The sequence below is a fragment of the Rhizobium sp. 768_B6_N1_8 genome (genome assembly GCF_051811225.1).
GTDB lineage: Bacteria > Pseudomonadota > Alphaproteobacteria > Rhizobiales > Rhizobiaceae > Rhizobium.
In genome coordinates this window covers 2,007,032-2,019,747 of sequence record NZ_JBPWPV010000002.1, presented here as the reverse complement: position 1 = coordinate 2,019,747, position 12,716 = coordinate 2,007,032, and the positions used below count along the sequence as shown (strand labels likewise).

Sequence of the window (12,716 nt, the reverse complement as noted above, 5' to 3'; positions counted from 1 at the left end):
TTGCAACGCCTATATAGCCAGGTCCGATTCCGTCAGACAAAAGACTAACGAGAGCATTCGTGGCACGGTTGAGCGAACCGAAATGGAAAGTCTGATGGTGCACCGGGTGATCCGTTCTCAGGTTATTCCGAGGGCTCGGCGATAACCAAACTCGATGAACGAGGCTCGATGATTGAAGAGGTTCGAGCGATTTTGGAGGCTGGGCGCGCCAATTGTAGTGCCGCCTGAGGTCGGAGGCTTCAGCTAGCCGATTGGCTTTTTCTTACCCTGTCTCGTAGTTCTTTATCCCGGCATGGCGATTGGCTGATCGCCGGTCGAAACGCGGACGTAGCCAATCAGTTTTTTGGCGAGGGGAGGGGATAGACCTTCGTTGCTTCGCCATCGATTTTGCGGACCATTTTGGCGGCATTTACGGATAAGGATGCGTGAGAAAAGGACCGTTTGTAAGCGTCTCTCCTCAAGGCAGGCCCTATTGCCTCGAGGAGAGACACGGATTATATATCCCAAAGTATCTATATCATTCAGGATATGAAATGATGGAGTGGAAGGTCGAGTTTCACGACCGCTTCAAGGGTGAGATCACAGACCTTCCAGCTGATGTTCGGGTCGAGTTGCTCGCGCATTTGGTGCTGATACGCGAGAAGGGGTTTGGGTGGGGCGGCCTGAGGTCGACACGCTCGAAGGCTCCAGATACGCGAACATGAAGGAACTGCGTGTCAAGGTGTTGAAGGTGCAATGGCGGTTCGCCTTTGCCTTCGATCCGGAGCGAAAGGCTGTGGTTCTCTGCGGTGGTGCGAAGAGCGGTGTGAGCGAGAAACTCTTCTACAAGCGGCTGATCGATCTGGCCGATAAACGATATGATGAGCACTTGAGCGGGTTGGAGAAGAACCATGGATGATCTCGACAAGCTGATACAGACGCTTCCCAATGACGAACAGCGCGCCGTTGCAAAGCGGGCCGAGGAGCTTGTCACGGCGCACAATCTGCGTGAATTGCGGGCACTCGCCGGACGGACGCAGGAAGACGTGTCGGCCGGGACCGGCTTCAAGCAGACCAACGTGTCAAGACTGGAGAAGCGCGCCGACATGAAGCTGTCGACGCTACGCGATTATGTCGAATCTCTGGGTGGCACGTTGAAGATCGTCGCGGATGTCGCGGGCAAGAAAGTCGATCTTTCCAGCATCGCGGAGCGCTCCCGGCACGGCAAGTTCTAAGAGGCCTCCTGACAAGTACAGGGGATAGCCGACAGCCGCAGCGCGAAAACGTTACTCTCCGCCGTGTTCACCGACGCCAGACTTCCGGCTGGATCTCGTCGATAGAAACTCTGATCTGCACAGCGTTAGCGGCTCTGCCCATTGCACGAATGAACAAGGTCGGGGGAAGATCGTCAAGAAGGCCGTTCGATTGTGGCAGACAGCGATCTGACGGCTTGTGCAGCCTTCGCGGCGTACCATCTCTGTATAAACCCCAACGTGGAGCATCGCCATGGATCGAAGCGCGGCTAATACACTGTCGAAAGTCTGCATTGACATTTTTCCGCCGGACCGCGAAGAGACGTGCGCGTCGGATGCAACGACCTGTCCGTGCTGTCGAAAGTTACGTCCGGCATCGAGCATGGATGACGATGGCTGCGGGATCTGCGACGAATGCCTTGCACCATGACCGCCTGCGGCAAAACACCTCCACCTGTTACAGTGACGTTCGAAGACGCGCTTGCGAAATTGCCGGATGGCTATCGCGCCGGATATTTTGGCGGTCGACGATGGGGAGTGACGGTCAAATGGTCGGAGGATGGCAAACGGACCTGGCTTTATGGCGAGGAGCTTAGCGCAACGAATATCGTCAGCTTCAACCTCTACCGATTGGCAGGAACGAGGTCGCTACTGAAGCCGTGCGAAATGTCCGCCGCCAAGGTGATCGAATTCGTTCTCGGTTTCGAGCCGAGCACCGAGAAGAATGCGTCGCGCCCATAATGACCGAAAAATGAGCACAGAATTGATGCTCCATTGCAACATATGCATAGCTGCACTGCAATCTGAGCGCTGGCGAGGTGAGCAGTCCCTGGTATCTTTAGAGCATCGAAGCAATGCACCTCCTCCCGCAGAGCTTCGTGTCACAGGCGACCCATTCCTCCTCCCAAGGGGCGCCTGACAGAACAGCGGCAATCCTCCTCCCAGCCGTTGTTCAATATTTCGAGAGGCCTGCCGCACCTCCTCCCGCGGCAGGCTTTTTCGTTTTCCGACACAATCAAGCTTAGAGTTCAGGCGTCAAAGCTGACTGCCCTGTTCCACCGGCTCTTCGGATGTCGAGACGATCGTGGATCCGTACGGTTCGCGCGAGGAAATGATCAGCGCGTCAGTTGGCAGACGGCGGGCCAATTCCATTGCCTCCTCCCAAGGCCCCCGCATCCAGGTGTCGGTCTCTTCCTTCGACAGCAACAGCACCGGCATGGCCTTCTCATGGATCGGCTTCACGAGATCGTTCGGGGCCGTGGTCAGGAAACCATAGAGGACATCGGTCGTCAGTCCGTCCCGGACCTTCCGGACGCTTCTCCATTGCGGCACATGGATGCCGGCGAAGAACATCAGCGATTGTCACCTTCCGTTTGCTCGGCGGATCCTTCTCGGCGAAGCTGATGACAGGCACGAGGCATCTATGTTCGACCCCGAACCCTCGCGTCCCGTGCGGGAGCTTGAGCTTGCGGACATTGGTCGTGCCGCGCGTTACGAGCCTGCCGACGATTTTCTGACGGACGCGCTCGGCGGCGATCGGCGGCAACACCACCGTCATGCCCTTCTGCCTGCAGAAAAAGGGGGAGAGCCTTCGCGCCGCGCTGGAGGCCTATCGGCAGAAGGCCGAGGGCCAGTGCCATACCGATATCGCCCTGCACCTGATCGTCTGCGATCCCTCCCCGCAGGTACTTGGCCAGGACCTGCCTGCTTTGTTCAAGGATGGCTATACCTCCTTCAAGATCTTCATGACCTATGATGATCTCAAGCTGAACGACAGGGAAATCCTGGAAGTGCTTGCGGTCGCCCGCGAGAGCAACGCACTGGTCATGGTGCATGCCGAGGGACATGATGCCATCAAGTTTCTCGCCGACCGCATGGAGCGAGAGGGCAAGACCGAACCCTACTGGCATGCTCGCTCGCGCCCTATCCCCGTCGAGCGCGAAGCCACCCACCGGGCGATCAGCTTCGCCGAGATCGTCGAAACGCCGATCATGGTCGTCCATGTTTCCAACCGTGAGAGCATGGAGGAGATCCGCCGTGCCCGACAGAACAGCCTGAAGATCTACGGCGAGACCTGCCCGCAATATCTGGTGCTCACGAAGGCCGATCTCGACCGCGCCGGGATGGAGGGCGCCAAATATGTCTGCAGCCCGCCGCCGCGCGATACGGCGAGCCAGGCAGCATGCTGGGAGGGGCTGGAGCAGGGCGTCTTCGATGTCTTCTCGTCGGATCGTTGCCCGTTCCGCTACGACGAAACGGGCAAGCTGGCGCCGCGCGGCCTTGGCAATTTTCGCCATGTGCCGAACGGCATTCCGGGGATCGCCACCCGCATGCCGATCCTCTTCTCCGAAGGTGTCGTCAAGGGACGCATCGATCTGAACCGCTTCGTCGCATTGACCTCAACCAATCACGCGAAGCGCTACGGTCTTTATCCCAGGAAGGGCACGATCGCGATCGGTGCGGATGCCGACCTCGTGCTCTTGGATGCGAAAAAGGAGGTGACGATCACCCATTTCATGCTGCAGGACGGCTGCGACTACACACCTTACGAAGGCATGCGTATCACGGGCTGGCCGACGGCGACGGTTCTTCGTGGCAAGACCATCATGCGCGACGGCAGGTTGCTCGGTGCTCCGGGATATGGCGAGGAAATCACCAGAAATCTTTTATTAGCCCCGCGTAACGATCGACGGTTGGATTCCTCTCAAGGCGACCTACCCAAATGGTTCAGGTGACGCTGAAGATGATGCATTGGTGCGACTTTCGTCGCGTCGGATTATCTCAATGCGCTCACCGGAATTCGCAGCCGTCGCGATTTGTGAATATCCCAACCTTGCGGATATGGGTCTCTCGTCGGTAGAACTTTTTGAAGCCCGGGCGATGAACGTCGTCACGTCTCCCATATGCTCCAAACGATCGTTCATCTGCTTTTAAAGCTCTTCTAGGCCTTCGTTGAGTGTTTCAATATTTCTGAGGCGCTTACGTCCCTCGACGCCTGCCTTTTCTAGGCATCTGGTGATCAGAAGGTGGCAGAGCGCCATGATGGATGTGTGGTTGAACAGCGGTCCAGGCGCCAGCGTCTGGCACCGGAAATGCCAGCTTGCAGCGGTCTCGAAGGATGCACCTTCGTCGGTGATGTAGAGGAGTTTCGCCTTCGATTTGCGGATCTGTGCGAGGATCAAATCAATCTGGGCGATCCTGCGGCGCATGGCGAAGAAAATGACGACATCGTCTTCGCGCAAGCTGACGAGATGTTCTCCCAGCGTTTGGCCGGCACCGGGGATCGCTACGATGTCCTCGATCACCTGGGTCAACTGCCATTGCAGATAGGACGCGAAGGGATGGCTGCTGCGAAAGCCAAGTACCCACACCTTGCGCGCCTGCATCATCGTAGCAGCGACCGTCTCGATCTGGGCGTCGGAAATGGAGAGGAATGTCGCCTCGAGATTAGCGATCCCCTGCGCGATATGCGCCGTTACCGATTGAGAAGATGTCGGATCGGCGGAGCTTGCGAGGAAAAGCCGGGAGCCGGTTTGTTTTTCCGCCCGGGCATGACGGCGAGCTTCCTCGTAGTTTTCATAACCCAGCCGCTGGATGAACCTAGTAACGGTCGCCTTCGAGACATGCGCAAGGGCGGCGAGTTCCTGCGCCGAGTAACTGGCGAGTTCGCCGGGAAAGTCGCAGACGAATTCTCCCAGACGCTTTTCGGCGGGGTGGAGATCGGGCAATGCCTGCCGCACGCGATACAGGAATGATCTATCCTTCGGCACCGTAAACTCCGCCATATTCTCAGCGGGCAGACTTTCGTTTGGCGACAATCGACTTGCAACATAAAAAGCGGCTGCGCGATTGCGAGACGGGTGCAGCTTCCTCATTGCGTAACTTTCGCAACCGCTTTCGACGGATGGGTCATGTGCGACAGTAGAAGTTCGACGGCTGACCGGATCGGCGCGATCACCGGGGCTGAAAGCAGTCGTTGAAGATCGTCGGCCGCCTGTCCGAGCGGGCCGCCGCCGATGATGACGGCATCTGCGCCATCCTGTTCGAAACAGGCGCGGACAGCCTTTTCGAGTTCAGCCCGCAAGCGATCCGGATCGGCAGCCAGCTGTATCGGATCGCCGGTCGTCAGACGCGTGCCGGTGAAAAGACGCGCAACCCCTAGTTCCTCGGCTTTCTTGGCGAAACTCGTTACCAGATGCGGAGTGACTGTTGCGATACCGAAGCGGCGGCCGCCGGCGGTCGCTTCCAGCATGCTGGCCTCGCATATGCCGACGGCAGGCAGGCCCGACAGTCTTTTCAGGCGGTCGAGGCCTGGGTCACCGAAGGCGCTGACGATCAACCCGTCTGCATGTGGCGCGGCAGCCATCCCCATTTCAACAACGCCTTCCGCCGCCGCTGCAAGCGCGACCGCGTCGAGGATCATCGTCACGCCCGTGCTTGCGGTGACTCCTTCGACGGTGAAGCCCTCGGGCTGATATTTGCGGGCGATGTCAGTCATCATCGCCGTCGTCGGTTGAGAGGTGTTCGGGTTGATCAGAGTAATGCGCTTCATTGTTTCCAGACATGCGAACCGCATGTCCTCCTCCCTTAGTCATTATCGTTTTTGATAATCATAGCCGCTGCTGGGCATATTGCACGCAGGCGACCCTCGCTGCTTCACCAATCGTCATGAGGGCCGGAACATTCGCTCGACAGAGATCCGTGGCTTGTGCGCAGCGTGGAGCGAAGGCACATCCCGCCGGCATGTTGGCGAGATCCGGCGGTGCCCCCGGAATGGTGATCAGACGGTCGCGCCCATCGGCAAGTTCGACACGGGCGCCGAGAAGGCCCCTCGTATAGGGGTGTTTGGGATTGCGGATGATCTCGGCGACGCTGCCTTCCTCGACGATCCGCCCGGCATACATGACGGCGATCCGGTCGGCGACCTCCGCCGCAACGCCGATATCGTGGGTGACGAAGATGACGGAGAGACCGTATTCCTTCTGCAGATCGCGGATTAGCAGCAGGATCTGGATCTGTACCGTGGCATCGAGAGCGGTGGTCGGTTCGTCTGCCAGCAGGACCTTTGGGTTGCAGGCGAGCGCCATGGCGATCATCGAGCGCTGCAGCATGCCGCCCGACATTTCATGCGGGTAATTCTGCAGCCGGCGCTCGGGAGAGGGGATCTTGACCTTCTGGAAGAGCGTGAGGGCACGCGCTGCGGCCTGCGACCGCGGGATACGCTCATGACGCATGATCGTTTCTTCGATCTGCCGGCCGAGCGTATAGACCGGGTCGAGCGCTAATCGCGGTTCCTGAAAGACCATGGAGACCGTGGCGCCACGAAAGGCACCGAGGTCCCTGGTTGAAAGCCCGGTGACGTCGCGGCCATCGACGGTCATTGAACCTTCGATCCTGGTGCCCCTGGGGTGCAGCCGCAGCAGCGAGCGCATGGTGACGCTCTTACCGGAGCCGGATTCGCCAAGCAGGGCAATGACTTCCCCCGGCCGGACCGAAAGGCTGACGCCGTTGACGGCTTTGACCGGCTTGCGGCCGCGGTTGAAGGTAACGGAGAGATTGCGGATATCGATCATGGCATCGGTATGCATGGTCATGCCTCCATCAAGACTGGCGCGCGGCTGTGGCCCGATCCGGGTACAGACATCAGGCAGGCGGCCGCTTGGCTTTCGGACACATCGGCAAGCGGCGGCAGCTTTTCACTGCAGACGGCCTCTGCAAATGAACACCGGGTATGGAAACGGCAGCCCGATGGCGGATCGATAGGGTTCGGCGGGTCGCCGGACAGCGGCGGCTCGGTGGTTCGCTCGGAGGGGTCCATCTTCGGCATCGAGGCGAGCAGCGCCGCCGAATAGGGGTGGCGGGTGTTTTCGAAAATCGCATCGCGGCTGCCGATCTCGGCCACCTTGCCGAGATACATGACCATGACCCGGTCGCACATAAAGCGCACGACGTTGAGATCGTGGGAGATGAAAAGGTAGGTCAGGCCGAAATCCCGTTTCAGGTCGAGGAGCAGGTTAAGGACCTGAGCTTCGACAGATTTGTCGAGCGCGGATACTGCTTCATCGAGAATGACGAGGCGCGGTTCCAGTGCCAGGGCACGGGCAATGTTGATGCGCTGGCGCTGGCCACCCGACAGTTCGTGCGGGTAGCGGCCGGCAAAGCGTGCGGGCTCCAGCCCGACACGGTGCAACAGGTCATGCGCCCGGGTGATCGCCTTCGCCATCGGCACGCCATGCACCCGCGGGGCAAAGGCGATGGAATCCTCGATGGTCAGCCGCGGATTGAGTGAGGCATAACTATCCTGGAAGACCATCTGCACCTGCCGGCGATAGTCCGAGAGCGGCAATGCGCCGCCAACCGTTTCGCCGTCGAACAGGATATCGCCCTGATCGGGCACGATCAACTGCATGAGCAGGCGCGCCGTCGTCGACTTGCCGCAGCCGCTTTCGCCGACCACGCCGAGCGTCTCGCCCTTGAGGATGTCGAAGTCGACGCCATCGACGGCCCGCACCACCTTCTTAGGCTTCATGAAGCCGCTGCCCTTGACCGGAAAGTGTTTGAGTAGCCTGCGGGCGGAGATGAGTGGCTGTGCCGGGCCGCCTCTTTCGCCGACGGGAAGGTCATAGGCCGGTTCTTCGACGATGCTAATCATGACTTCACGTCCATGGCTGAGCGCAGCCCGTCTGAGAAAAGGTTGAAGCAGATCGAGGTGATGAAGATCATCACGCCGGGGAGTGCTGCCACGAACGGATTGTTGTAGATCGCGGTGCGGAGTGTGTTCAGCATCAGCCCCCATTCCGCGTCAGGTGGCCGCACCCCCAGGCCAAGGAAGGAAAGGCCGGAGGCAAGGATCATTGACACGGAGACGAGGCTTGTCGAAAAGACGAAGATAGGTCCCAGAACGTTGCCGAGAATGTGGACGCGGATAATCGTCATCGGCGGAGCGCCCGACGCCCGCGCCGCATCTACATAGTCGAGCTTGCGAACCTGCGTGGTAACGCTTTCGGCAACGCGGGCGATTTGCGGAATGAAGACCACGACCAGCGAAACAAGCGCATTGGTGAGCCCCGATCCGAGCGCGCCGGAGAGAGCCACCGCCAGCAGCACGGACGGAAAGGCATAAAAGATGTCGATCGTGCGCATCAGCAGCGTGTTGACAATGCCGCCGGTATATCCTGCGACGATGCCGATGGTCGAGCCGATGACGAAAGCGATCGGCACGGGTATGACGCCCATGATGAGAGAAAGTCGCGCGCCGTAGATGAGCCGGGAGACCATGTCGCGGCCGAGTTCGTCGGTACCGAGGATAAAGCCCGGCGTTCCGATCGGCTTCAGGCGACGGATGACGCTGCCCTTCGACGGATCGTTGGGCGCGATATAGGGAGCGAAGATCGCCATCAGCACCAGGAGGAGAAGGATGACCAGTGCTGTGACGGCGACGGGATCGCGACAGATGCGGCGCAGCACGCCGCTCCAGAAGCCGGGCGACTTGGCGACGGCTATTGCAGCCGGTGGAATGTCTGCGGTTATGACGGCCATGGTCAGCTCCTCTGGATGCGGGGATCGATGGCGCTTTGCAGCACGTCGACTGCGAGGTTGAGGAAAACGAAAAACATCGCGAGCACGAGGATCGTGCCCTGTAGGATAGGCAGGTCGCGGGTGAAGATCGCGCCGTTCAGCAGGAAGCCAGTTCCGGGCCAGGAGAAGACGGTCTCGATCAGGATCGAGCCACCCAGCAATTGACCAAGCTGTAGGCCCATGACCGACAATGCCGTCGGCGCGGCGTTGCGTACCACATGCCGCAGGATCTGCGGGGTCATCAGCCCCTTGGCGGCCAGTGCCTGAGTGAAATCCTGCGAGAGGATGTCGGCGACCAGCGAGCGGACCGTTCTGGCGACGATCCCCATCGGGATAACCGACATGGTGACCGCGGGCAGGATCAGGAACTGGATATAGACCCAGCTGAAACTCCGGCCCGCCGATCCTTCCGGCCCGCCGCCCATGGACGGCAGCCAGCCGAGCGTGACGGAAAAGGCAATGACTAGCACCATGCCGAGCCAGTAATGCGGCAGGCTGACGCCGAGCATCGAAAACATCGATGCGATTCGGTCTATCCAACCGCCGCGCAACACGCCGGCCAGGAGACCCAGCGTGCAGCCGGTGAGAAAGCCGATGGTTGCCGCCGCCAGCGCCAGGATGATGGAATTGACCGAGGCACCGAGGATCTCCTGCAGTACGGGTCGACCGGTGGCGATGGAAGTGCCGAGGTCGCCGTGCAGCGCATGCCATGCCCAAAGGGCATATTGAACGGGCAGCGGCTGGTCGAGCCCGTAGAAACTGCGCATCTGGTTCTGCATGTCGGCCGATGCGTCGGATGGCAGGATCGCGGCCAGCGGATCGCCGGGGGCGATATGGATCAGCATGAAGCAGACGATGCTCACGCCGATCGTCACAGGTATGACGTGCAGTAGTCGTTTGAGTGCATAGAGCAGCATGGTGTCCTCACGAAAAGCGATTGATCGGGCATCATGGAAGGCGGAGCGCCGGTTGGCCTTGCGCGCCGCCTGCTCAAAATCAGGGATCCATGGAGATCGTCGAAAAGTCCTGGAACCAGTTCTGGGCCTGCACGAAACCGTTGACCTTGGCGGTCATGGCACGCGGGTTGACGTCGTGCGTCACCATCAGGAAGAGCGCGTCGTTCACGTATTTCTCGTGCACCTGCTGCATCACCTTGTCCTGCTCGACGGGATCGAAAGTGTTGCGCACCTTGTCGAACAGCGCGTCCATGTCCTTGTCGCAATAATAACCCCAGTTGGTGCCGGTTGGCGGCGCGAGGTTGCATTGGGACTGGCGGATCATTGCCGTGAAGGGGTCCTGGATGAAGTAGCTGTAGTTGATCGCCGTCGCGCCCTTGGCGCTCGGATCCTTGGCGCCGGCGCGCCAGACGTTGATCACCGTGTTCCAGTCCATCACTTCGTATTCGACATTGATGCCGACCTCGGCGAGTGTCTGCTGGATATATTCGTTCATCTGCAGCGGCAGCATCTGGCCCGAGCCGGACGACGAGATGATGACCTTGGTCTTGAGCGGGTTGTCGGGGCCGTAACCAGCCTCCTTCATCAGTTGCTTGGCTTCGTCGACATTGTATTCCACCTTGAAGGAGGGCTTGCCGAACCACTGATGGCCTGGCGGCATGTACCCTTGAGCCGGAATCGACAGGCCGCCGAGAAGTTCATTGAGGCCGTCTCGGTCGACGGCAAGGTTTGCCGCCTTACGCACGCGGATGTCGTTCCACGGCGAACCCTCGACGCGCGATAGATGCCAGGTCCAGTTGTGCGGATAGGAATTGGTGATGATCTTGAAGCCGGCATCCTTCAGCGACTTGACCGAATCTGGGGCAGGAGCCTCGATCCAGTCCACCTGGCCGGAGCGCAGGGCAGCGACGCGGGTATTCGGTTCCGGCAGCGGGATCAGGACCAGCTTGTCGAGCTTGGGAATGCGCGCCTTGTCCCAATAGTCCTTGTTGGGTGTCAACTCGGCGCGTTCGCGCGGCGTAAAACCACTCTCCATCTTCCACGGGCCGGTGCCGGAGGGCTTCTGCGCAACAATATCCCAGTTCTTGCCCTGCTTTTCCCAGTTTGCGGGGGAGGACATCAAGATCCAGCTTATCTGATAGGGAAGCGTAGCATCTGGCCCCTTGGTGGTGATCTCGACGGTGAGTGGGTCGACCGCCTTATAGGAAACGACGGCCGGAATGCGCGACTTGCCCTGCGCCGACTGACGCTTGTCGAACTGCGGTGCGTCCGGCTTCATCAGCTTGTCGAGGTTCCAGACGACGGCATCGGCGTTGAAGGCGCTGCCGTCATGAAATTTCACGCCGTCGCGCAGCTTGAAGATCCATTTGGCCTTATCCGTTGCATCGGCCTGCCAGGAGGTCGCAAGGCTGGGGATCAGCACAGAAGGTTTGTCGGCGCTGGTGAGGTCCCATTCGATGAGCGAATTGTAGACGGTATAACCCATGAAGCGCTGGCCTTCACCGCCCTGGTCGGTCTGGCCGGTGGTCAGCGGTATATCGGACGCTGTCATGCCGATGCGCAGCGTTCCGGCCGCAAGAGCCGGATTGACGGCCGCTGCCAGTAGTGCGGCGGCGACGGTGCCCAATACCGTTGTCATCCGCAAGGTATGAAGAATGCCGAGGCGATATCGAGTCATCGATAATGTCCTGGTCATGCCGTTCCCTCTTTTTTGAACTGTGCTGGACTTCTGTCCAGTCATAAAAAGAGAAGCAGATTTCATGCCAGATTATGTGAAATTGAGATTTCATAAATGTTGTAGATAGATAGCGCCATGCCTCGCTTTTTTCCTGCGGCGCAGTTACTCTGTGGTTGCCGAATTTCGGGGCTGCGGTAAAGCAGATGCTCAAACAAACGCCGGAGCTGATGGTGAGCACGAATAACTATTTCTCTCAGGTGGGCGGCCTACCGCCGCAGACCAACCTCCTGTCCAGCAAAGCCGTTTTCAAAACGGCCTATGCAGTGATACCGCGCACCGTGATGAGCGATATCGTCACCAGCGCGCTGCCTCACTGGGCAAAGACGAGGGCCTGGATTCTTTCACGGCCGCTCACCGGCTTCTCTGAAACGTTTGCCCAATACTTAATGGAAGTGCAACCCGGCGGTGGAAGTGCCCGCCCAGAGCCGGATGCCAGAGTGCAGGCGGCGATCTTCGTCGTCGAAGGGCAGATGACGATCGAGTTCGAAGGCACGGTACATGCTCTACGCGCAGGATCCTTCGCCTACCTGCCGGCGGGTTCGGCATGGCAGCTCTTCAACCGCGGCACCTCGCTGGTTCGCTTTCACTGGGTCCGAAAGGCCTTCAAGGTTGTCGACGGCCTTGATCTGCCGCCAGCAGTCTTCATCCACGAGGACGATTGCGAGCTCGATGCGATGCCGGATACCGAGGGAAAGTGGGCGACCACCCGTTTCCTTGATTCCTCCGACATCCGCTACGACATGCACCTGAATATCGTGACCCTCGAACCGGGCGCAGTGATCCCATTCATGGAAACGCATATCATGGAGCACGGACTTTACGTTCTCGAAGGAAAGGCTGTCTATCGCCTAAACGAGGACTGGGTCGAAGTCGAGGCCGGAGACTTTATGTGGCTGCGCGCCTACTGCCCACAAGCCTGTTATGCGGGCGGTCCGGGTAGATTTCGCTACCTGCTGTACAAGGACGTCAATCGTCATGCAGACCTGTGGTGAAAAACCTCGCATCAAGCTGCGATTCGCCGATCGACATGCATACCTTAGATCCTTGCAGGCTTTCCTGGACGGTTCGAACCTTTCTTCGTCCGACCGATTCCACCGACGCGCAAGATCATGGGGGAAAGAACTTCAATGTGAAACAATTGGATCGCATGACATCCGGGTCGCAGGAAAACGCTGCCGTTTTTGAACTTCCCGAGCGTCTCGCGGAATAAAT

At 59.3% G+C, this 12,716-nt stretch carries 13 protein-coding genes and 2 pseudogenes; 7 read left to right on the top strand and 8 right to left on the bottom strand.

Translation table 11 applies throughout. The features are described from left to right. The first annotated feature begins 533 nt into the window (after window positions 1–533). From AB8B33_RS33655 to AB8B33_RS33640, 4 genes are all read left to right on the top strand, one after another. Window positions 534–704 carry a hypothetical protein gene (locus tag AB8B33_RS33655; RefSeq protein ID WP_439018694.1) on the top strand — a complete coding sequence of 57 codons (171 nt, stop codon included), beginning with the start codon at window positions 534–536 and terminating at the stop codon, window positions 702–704. After that, window positions 701–898, top strand: coding sequence for a type II toxin-antitoxin system RelE/ParE family toxin (locus tag AB8B33_RS33650; protein ID WP_439018693.1), 198 nt, complete (start codon window positions 701–703; stop codon window positions 896–898). Before AB8B33_RS33655 ends, AB8B33_RS33650 begins: the two co-directional genes overlap by 4 nt. Beyond that, window positions 891–1,214 carry a helix-turn-helix domain-containing protein gene (locus AB8B33_RS33645; protein ID WP_439018692.1) on the top strand — a complete coding sequence of 108 codons (324 nt, stop codon included), beginning with the start codon at window positions 891–893 and terminating at the stop codon, window positions 1,212–1,214. The genes AB8B33_RS33650 and AB8B33_RS33645 overlap by 8 nt, the downstream gene beginning before the upstream one ends. 432 nt (window positions 1,215–1,646) lie before the next feature. Continuing rightward, window positions 1,647–1,973 carry a hypothetical protein gene (locus tag AB8B33_RS33640; protein ID WP_439018691.1) on the top strand — a complete coding sequence of 109 codons (327 nt, stop codon included), beginning with the start codon at window positions 1,647–1,649 and terminating at the stop codon, window positions 1,971–1,973. Between the two features lie 294 nt (window positions 1,974–2,267). Here the strand turns inward: AB8B33_RS33640 and AB8B33_RS33635 are convergent. Next, a pseudogene (locus tag AB8B33_RS33635) lies at window positions 2,268–2,817 on the bottom strand (SOS response-associated peptidase family protein); the annotation flags it as partial. Between AB8B33_RS33635 and hydA the strand changes: the two are divergent. Next, window positions 2,753–3,967, top strand: a pseudogene (hydA, locus tag AB8B33_RS33630) (dihydropyrimidinase); the annotation flags it as partial. The pseudogenes AB8B33_RS33635 and hydA sit on opposite strands and share 65 nt — an antisense overlap. Window positions 3,968–4,162: 195 nt before the next feature. Here the strand turns inward: hydA and AB8B33_RS33625 are convergent. The 7 genes from AB8B33_RS33625 to AB8B33_RS33595 all read right to left on the bottom strand — a co-directional run bounded on the left by AB8B33_RS33625 (window position 4,163) and on the right by AB8B33_RS33595 (window position 11,405). After that, entirely contained in the window at window positions 4,163–5,017 is an 855-nt protein-coding gene (locus AB8B33_RS33625) for a MurR/RpiR family transcriptional regulator (protein WP_439018690.1), read from the bottom strand. Between the two features lie 86 nt (window positions 5,018–5,103). After that, complete coding sequence (locus AB8B33_RS33620; RefSeq protein WP_439018917.1) at window positions 5,104–5,784, bottom strand: aspartate/glutamate racemase family protein; 681 nt, start codon at window positions 5,782–5,784, stop codon at window positions 5,104–5,106. Window positions 5,785–5,842: 58 nt separating this feature from the next. Continuing rightward, window positions 5,843–6,820, bottom strand: a complete 978-nt coding sequence (locus AB8B33_RS33615; RefSeq protein WP_439018916.1) for an ABC transporter ATP-binding protein — start codon at window positions 6,818–6,820, stop codon at window positions 5,843–5,845. Window positions 6,821–6,822: 2 nt separating this feature from the next. Next, window positions 6,823–7,884: an ABC transporter ATP-binding protein gene (locus tag AB8B33_RS33610; RefSeq protein ID WP_439018689.1), complete on the bottom strand. Its 1,062-nt coding sequence runs from the start codon at window positions 7,882–7,884 to the stop codon at window positions 6,823–6,825. Next, window positions 7,881–8,771 (bottom strand): ABC transporter permease, encoded by an 891-nt coding sequence (locus AB8B33_RS33605; RefSeq protein ID WP_439018688.1) that lies wholly within the window; start codon window positions 8,769–8,771, stop codon window positions 7,881–7,883. Before AB8B33_RS33605 ends, AB8B33_RS33610 begins: the two co-directional genes overlap by 4 nt. A gap of 2 nt (window positions 8,772–8,773) precedes the next feature. Beyond that, the gene (locus AB8B33_RS33600) at window positions 8,774–9,727 is read right to left on the bottom strand and encodes an ABC transporter permease (protein ID WP_439018687.1); all 954 of its coding nucleotides are present in this window, start codon (window positions 9,725–9,727) and stop codon (window positions 8,774–8,776) included. Between the two features lie 79 nt (window positions 9,728–9,806). Beyond that, window positions 9,807–11,405, bottom strand: coding sequence for an ABC transporter substrate-binding protein (locus AB8B33_RS33595; RefSeq protein ID WP_439018915.1), 1,599 nt, complete (start codon window positions 11,403–11,405; stop codon window positions 9,807–9,809). Window positions 11,406–11,671: 266 nt separating this feature from the next. Here AB8B33_RS33595 and AB8B33_RS33590 point away from each other — a divergent pair, with 266 nt between their 5' ends. Both AB8B33_RS33590 and AB8B33_RS33585 read left to right on the top strand, forming a co-directional pair. Next, window positions 11,672–12,496 (top strand): bifunctional allantoicase/(S)-ureidoglycine aminohydrolase, encoded by an 825-nt coding sequence (locus AB8B33_RS33590; protein WP_439018914.1) that lies wholly within the window; start codon window positions 11,672–11,674, stop codon window positions 12,494–12,496. Beyond that, window positions 12,493–12,714, top strand: coding sequence for a hypothetical protein (locus AB8B33_RS33585; protein WP_439018686.1), 222 nt, complete (start codon window positions 12,493–12,495; stop codon window positions 12,712–12,714). Before AB8B33_RS33590 ends, AB8B33_RS33585 begins: the two co-directional genes overlap by 4 nt. Window positions 12,715–12,716 lie beyond the last annotated feature (2 nt).